This window comes from Ruminococcus sp., from assembly GCF_017650195.1.
Taxonomy (GTDB): domain Bacteria; phylum Bacillota; class Clostridia; order Oscillospirales; family Ruminococcaceae; genus Ruminococcus.
In genome coordinates this window covers 1-5,768 of the sequence record NZ_JAGCFH010000115.1, presented here as the reverse complement: position 1 = coordinate 5,768, position 5,768 = coordinate 1, and the positions used below count along the sequence as shown (strand labels likewise).

Sequence of the window (5,768 nt, the reverse complement as noted above, 5' to 3'; positions counted from 1 at the left end):
GAACATTCTTACCTGTCCCACATAAGCTGTTCAGCATTCAGCATATACGGGATAAATTCTACGTTAAATATGTGTACTTAATACACATTGCTCATTAATAATGAGCAGCAGGCAGCGGACTATCCGATTTAATGTCTTTCGGCATTAACCCTCATCCGGACATAAAAATGCCCGAACGGATTTCAAATGCTTTTATATGATAACATACTTTGAAGGAAAATGCAAGTGTTTTTATGAAAAAATTTCATTGTTTTCGCAAAAAATTCCTGTACGGCGGATTATTGGCACCTCAAACTCTGTACCGCCTATATTTTTCAGAGCATCTATAAAAAGCGTCGGATTAAAGTTTGTTTGTGTACCGGCAGGAAGCCTAATTAACATATTTACTGAATCATCGCCTTTTACGCAGCTCATTACCCTTATACTCGGCTTTATATCAACGGTCTTCAATCCCTTTTTGGTCTTCTTTTCCATAAGTATCTCAGGAAGTGCAAGTAGCCTGCTGATATCCTCATACAGACCGTCAGTGTTAGAAGTAATTAATGAGAAGCTGTATTCTGCCTCAGTAATGGCTGTTATCTTTTGCTTTTGTTCAGCAACGCTGACTATCCTCATTCCTTCTGGCATGACAGCGTTGAGCTTATCCCTTATCTCGTCAAAAGGTATATCCTCGTTGAGATTGAAATCCAGAATCTCACAGCTACTCTCAAAACCAAGAGAAAGAGCAAGTGCAAAGCTGTAATATGGGTGAGGATTGAACCCCTCTGTGTACCATATAGGAAGTCTAGAACGTCTGAATATCCTGAGCATACAGCGATTTAGGTCAAGATGTGATATATACCTTGCACGTCCGCACTTCTCAAATGTTGCTCTTACACGAATCAAAAGCATTCCCTCCCGACTTTTTTATTGACACCGCAGCCAGAACACCTGAGCCTGCAATTCGGAGTGGTTTTCGACTGGTGAGCAGTCTTGTTCTCTCTTATTAGGAACTCTTTAGTTACAAGGTAATCGAAATGATCCCAAGGGAGTATCTCATCATATTCAAAACGGCGGTTTGCATAGAATGATGTATCTATACCGCATTCCTCAAAAGCTTCGAGCCACCTGTCAAAATGGAAATATTCATCCCAACTATCAAATTTACAGCCTTTTTTCCATGCAGTGTAAATAGATCTGCACAGACGTCTGTCTCCCTTTGCAAGTATTACCTCAAGCAGGCTAACATCAGGATTATGATAGCTGACCTTTATCTTTTTGGTCTTAACCGAATCAAGCAATAGTTTCTGCTTATGCTCTATCATTTCTCTTGTATCCTGTGGTTCAAACTGAAAAGGAGTAAAAGGCTTGGGCACAAAAGTAGCACAGCTGATAGATATCTGTACTCCCCTTCCCTTTGGACGATTTTCTATACTGTAATAAAGGTCTATAATCCGGTTAGCAAGCTCAGCAATACCTATGATGTCCTCATCAGTCTCGGTTGGAAGCCCCATCATAAAATAGAGCTTGACGCTGGAATATCCACCTTCAAATGCAATACGGCAGGTATTCATTATCTCATCTTCGCTAACATTTTTATTTATAACATCTCGTAGTCTCTGTGTGCCGCCCTCAGCAGCAAATGTAAGTCCGCTCTTACGGACTTTTTTTATCTTTTCGAGCAGTGATTCTGAGAAATTATCTACTCTAAGTGACGGAAGAGAAAGATTGATCTTTTCGCTTACCGTATAATCAAGAAGCTTTGTCAGCATTGGATCTATCTCAGAGTGGTCACTTGTACTGAGCGAAGCTAGTGAGACCTCATCGTATCCTGTATTTTCACAAAGCGCTTTTACTTCTTTGCATATAGTTTCAGCATGCTTTTCACGGAACGGTCTGTATATAAACCCAGCCTGACAAAAACGGCAGCCTCTTATACAGCCTCTTAGTACTTCCACAGATACCCTATCCTGTACTATTTCGGTAAAAGGAACAACAAAATTCTCAGGATAGTACACCTTGTCAAAGTCCCTGATGATACGCTTCCTTATAATTTCAGGAGCTCCCTCCAAAACGTCAATCTTTTCTATAGTTCCGTCATCTTTATATACGTAATTATAGAATTTAGGCACATACACGCCTTCTATATGCGATGCTCTGCGAAGGTAGTCATCTCTCGAAGCACCCTGTTTTTTCATTTCATGATATAAATCCATGAGTTCAAGGTTTACCTCTTCGCCCTCTCCGAGCACAAAAATATCAAAAAAATCTGCGAGAGGCTCCGGATTACATACACATGGACCTCCGGCAATGACTATCTGTGTCAGTTCCTGAGTCCTTTCACTGGCAAATATAGGTATACCAGCAAGATCAAGCATATTCAGCACGTTCGTATATGAAAGCTCGTACTGCATAGTAAAGCCAATAAAATCAAAATTCTTGATTGGATCGAGGCTTTCAAGTGCATAAAGCGGTATTTCGTATTCCCGCATGATTGCTTCAAAATCCTCTCCTGGAGCAAAACAGCGTTCACACCAGTAGTTCTCGCGCTCATTCGTCAGTGAATAAAGTATCTTCATGCCTAAATGCGACATACCTATATCATACGTATCTGGAAAGCAAAAGGCAAATCTAACGTCTACCTTTGATTTGTCCTTAATTATACTTCCAACCTCTCCGCCAATATAGCGTGAAGGCTTCTGCACCTCCAGAAGGTGCTTTTCAATAAGATCTTTAAGCATATTTCCTCCGAATCAATATCTCTTATCATCAGGGATAAAAGACATGAAGTCTTCATAGCTTCCTGTCCAGCCTGAAGGAACAAATATCTCAAAGTTTTCAGGCTTAGGGAACTGTGAATACATAACTCTGTTGTCAAAATCAATGAATAAAGATGCGTCATAATCGTTTTTCTGGTCGTCGCGTGTAACCATACGAAGCAGTCTTAGTTCATCGGCGGAATAACGGCATTTAAACAAATGAGCAAGGAAAGTATTTGCTGTGTCACTATTGAGTATCTCAATTCCCCAGCGTATTTCACAGAATTTTTCATAGGAACCGATATCTCTTTCAAGCTGAGACAAAGTCCTTCCGCTCCTTTTATAAACTACTTTCCATACTGAATAAAGCTTTTTATAATCCATTTTCCAAAGCTTCTTCGGAGCGACATACCATTCAAAATGGCGTTTATACATTACGCCAACTATAATATTTTCACCGTATTTCGGCAAAACCTTCTCTATCTGTTTTACCATCTGAGGAGAGCTCCTTTTCAAAACATATCATATCACACAATTGAACACCCGCTTCGATTATCGGATGATCGTAATTATCAATAAAAAAATTCTTGATTATACCACTTCTTTTAAAGCCGCATTTCTCATAAAAAGGAACTGTCAGTGGACTATCGCCAGTTCCGGCAGTTAATCGCAGAAATGCCCCTGAAAATTTACGTTCAATATAATCTATCATTATTCTTCCGAGCCCTTGCCGCTGGAATTCAGAATATACAGCGATATTCTTCAATTCGAGTGAAAAATCGCCCTCGTCGGTAACCACAATGGCGGCACAAACCGTTTCATTGTTCTTTAACACAAACAGTCTGCCTCTGTCAAGATACTTGACTATCATTTCTTCTTGTTCATCACCGATAAGCAAAAGATCCATAAAATTTGACTTTTCAGCTTTTATCTCCTCGATAGAGATCATTTCATGCTTTCCTCGCTGAAAGCTTTCGGAAGGAAATCAGACAATTTGTACTCGCCGTCCGAAAGTACTATTTTAAATTCACTGCCGCAAAACTCGCTCAATACTTGCAAACAGGCTCCGCACGGAAAACATGGCTTAGAAAAATCATCATTCATGCTTCCAGCAATGGCTATTGCCTCAAAATCGGTATAACCTTCTGAGACAGCTTTAAATACGGCAGTCCTTTCGGCACAGTTTGTCAAAGAATATGAGGCATTCTCAATATTGCAGCCTGTAAAAAGTCTTCCTTCAGAGGTAAGCAGAGCTGCGCCGACAGAAAATCCGGAATACTTTGAATAAGCTCGAGATGCCGAATTTACAGCAACCGTAAAAAGCTCTTTATCACTCATATTTTCACGTCCCTCTGCCTACTTTACGTTTTTTTCCGTCAGGCGTCATTATGTAGGTATTATTGAGCTGAGCCGCAAGATTTCCGGTGACAGCCCTTCTGTACTCATTTCTCAATTCTGTCTGCTCAGCCTTTTCAGCATCAGTAAGTCCTACAGATTTAGATTTATGAGCAAGCTCATTTATTCGGTCGATTTTTTTCTGATCCAAATTAAACACTCCTAAGAAAATATATTATATTGTAACATGAATTCACATTAATTTCAAGTATCATACTGGATTTTTATGCTGAAATGTGATATAATGTAAAGAAATACAGTAAACAAAGGAGATAAAAATGAAAAAAGCACTTGTAACCGGCGGCTGTGGCGGCATAGGCGAGGCAGTGTGCAGAAGGCTTGCTTCCGACGGATATTTTGTATATGTCAATTACGCTCATTCAAAAGAAAAAGCTGAAAAGCTTGCGAAAGAAATACACGGTCAAGCTTTATGCTTCGATGTATCAGATATAAGTGCCGTAAAAAAAGCAATCGCGACTGTCGAAAGACTTGATCTTCTCGTTAATAACGCAGGGATATCAGAAATTGACCTTTTTACCTCGATATCACCTGATAAAGCCGATGAAATCCTAAATATAAACCTGAAAGGCGCAATGAACTGTACAAGAACAGTACTTCCCGGTATGATCAATGCAAAAAGCGGCAATATCATAAACATATCTTCAATGTGGGGACAATGCGGAGCTTCATGCGAAGTTGATTATTCTGCCTCAAAAGCGGGGCTTATAGGCTTTACCAAGGCTCTAGCAAAGGAAGTCGCTCCTTCTGGGATAAGAGTCAACTGTGTGGCCCCAGGTTTTATAATGACAGAAATGAACAAACATTTTTCCAAAGAAGACCTTGAGCTAATCAAGGAAGATATCCCCATTGGATACTTCGGAAAGCCCTCTCATATTGCAGATGCAGTAGTTTTCCTCGCATCGGATCAAGCTGAATATATAACCGGGCAGATCCTTGGCGTAAACGGTGGAATGGTTATTTAAGGAGAAATATATGAAAGAAAGACTCAAAAAGCAGATAAGCTTCATGCTTGAACTGGATAAAATGAAAAATCTGTACCGTCAAACTTATGTACTCCACGAAAACAGAAAGGAGAATGACGCTGAACACAGCTGGCATCTTGCTGTAATGACTTTTCTTCTATCAGAATATGCTAATTGTCAGATAGATGTTACAAAGGTTATGAAAATGGTACTCATACACGATGTTGTTGAAATTGATGCCGGAGATACGTACTGCTACGATACAGAAGGAAATAAATCAAAAGCAGAACGTGAAGAAAAAGCAGCCCGACGTATATTTGGTATGCTTCCCGAAGACCAGTGCAGTGAATTCTACGAGTTGTGGCTCGAATTTGAAGACAGTCATACAAAAGAGGCTCGTTTTGCAGCGCTCCTCGACAGGTTGCAGCCACTGCTTCTGAATTACACAAGAAAAGGAATATCATGGCAAGAACATGGTATCCGGAAGGAACAAGTGCTTAAAAGGAATGAAGAATATTTCGCCGAATCTGACAGAATTGCTGAGCTAATCGCTTCAATTCTTGATGACGCAACCGAAAAAGGATGGTTAAAAACATAAAACGACAAAATGCACAATTTTAATCTTCAATAGCAATACACTATTACTAAACCG

Annotated in this window: 8 protein-coding genes; 2 read left to right on the top strand and 6 right to left on the bottom strand. The window is 39.9% G+C overall.

Features of this window, described 5'->3' with window-relative positions; genetic code table 11:
• Positions 1–231: 231 nt before the first annotated feature.
• From J6U00_RS05495 to J6U00_RS05470, 6 genes are read right to left on the bottom strand one after another with little or no spacing between them, the layout of a single operon-like run.
• Entirely contained in the window at positions 232–885 is a 654-nt protein-coding gene (locus tag J6U00_RS05495) for a TIGR03936 family radical SAM-associated protein (RefSeq protein WP_296579975.1), read from the bottom strand.
• Positions 882–2,720 carry a TIGR03960 family B12-binding radical SAM protein gene (locus J6U00_RS05490; protein WP_296579973.1) on the bottom strand — a complete coding sequence of 613 codons (1,839 nt, stop codon included), beginning with the start codon at positions 2,718–2,720 and terminating at the stop codon, positions 882–884. Before J6U00_RS05490 ends, J6U00_RS05495 begins: the two co-directional genes overlap by 4 nt.
• A gap of 12 nt (positions 2,721–2,732) precedes the next feature.
• Complete coding sequence (locus tag J6U00_RS05485; RefSeq protein WP_296579971.1) at positions 2,733–3,233, bottom strand: hypothetical protein; 501 nt, start codon at positions 3,231–3,233, stop codon at positions 2,733–2,735.
• A complete protein-coding gene (locus tag J6U00_RS05480; protein ID WP_296579969.1) occupies positions 3,193–3,687 on the bottom strand; it encodes a GNAT family N-acetyltransferase in 495 nt (164 codons plus the stop codon). The genes J6U00_RS05485 and J6U00_RS05480 overlap by 41 nt, the downstream gene beginning before the upstream one ends.
• Positions 3,684–4,076 carry a cytidine deaminase gene (locus tag J6U00_RS05475; protein WP_296579967.1) on the bottom strand — a complete coding sequence of 131 codons (393 nt, stop codon included), beginning with the start codon at positions 4,074–4,076 and terminating at the stop codon, positions 3,684–3,686. The genes J6U00_RS05480 and J6U00_RS05475 overlap by 4 nt, the downstream gene beginning before the upstream one ends.
• A 4-nt stretch (positions 4,077–4,080) precedes the next feature.
• Positions 4,081–4,284: a DUF896 domain-containing protein gene (locus J6U00_RS05470; protein ID WP_296579965.1), complete on the bottom strand. Its 204-nt coding sequence runs from the start codon at positions 4,282–4,284 to the stop codon at positions 4,081–4,083.
• A gap of 127 nt (positions 4,285–4,411) precedes the next feature.
• On the opposite strand from J6U00_RS05470, the gene fabG reads away from it, so the two are divergent.
• Together fabG and J6U00_RS05460 are read left to right on the top strand one after the other, a co-directional pair.
• On the top strand, positions 4,412–5,116 hold the full coding sequence (gene fabG / locus J6U00_RS05465) for a 3-oxoacyl-ACP reductase FabG (protein ID WP_296579963.1): 705 nt from the start codon (positions 4,412–4,414) through the stop codon (positions 5,114–5,116).
• Positions 5,117–5,126: 10 nt separating this feature from the next.
• On the top strand, positions 5,127–5,714 hold the full coding sequence (locus tag J6U00_RS05460; RefSeq protein ID WP_296579961.1) for an HD domain-containing protein: 588 nt from the start codon (positions 5,127–5,129) through the stop codon (positions 5,712–5,714).
• The last annotated feature ends 54 nt before the right edge of the window (positions 5,715–5,768 follow it).

Bases quoted from the DNA above. Each gene is read 5' to 3' on its own strand.
- J6U00_RS05490 (WP_296579973.1), bottom strand. From the start codon at position 2,720: ATGCTTAAAGATCTTATTGAAAAGCACCTTCTGGAGGTGCAGAAGCCT.
- J6U00_RS05485 (WP_296579971.1), bottom strand. From the start codon at position 3,233: ATGGTAAAACAGATAGAGAAGGTTTTGCCGAAATACGGTGAAAATATT.
- J6U00_RS05480 (WP_296579969.1), bottom strand. From the start codon at position 3,687: ATGATCTCTATCGAGGAGATAAAAGCTGAAAAGTCAAATTTTATGGAT.
- J6U00_RS05475 (WP_296579967.1), bottom strand. From the start codon at position 4,076: ATGAGTGATAAAGAGCTTTTTACGGTTGCTGTAAATTCGGCATCTCGA.
- fabG (WP_296579963.1), top strand. From the start codon at position 4,412: ATGAAAAAAGCACTTGTAACCGGCGGCTGTGGCGGCATAGGCGAGGCA.
- J6U00_RS05460 (WP_296579961.1), top strand. From the start codon at position 5,127: ATGAAAGAAAGACTCAAAAAGCAGATAAGCTTCATGCTTGAACTGGAT.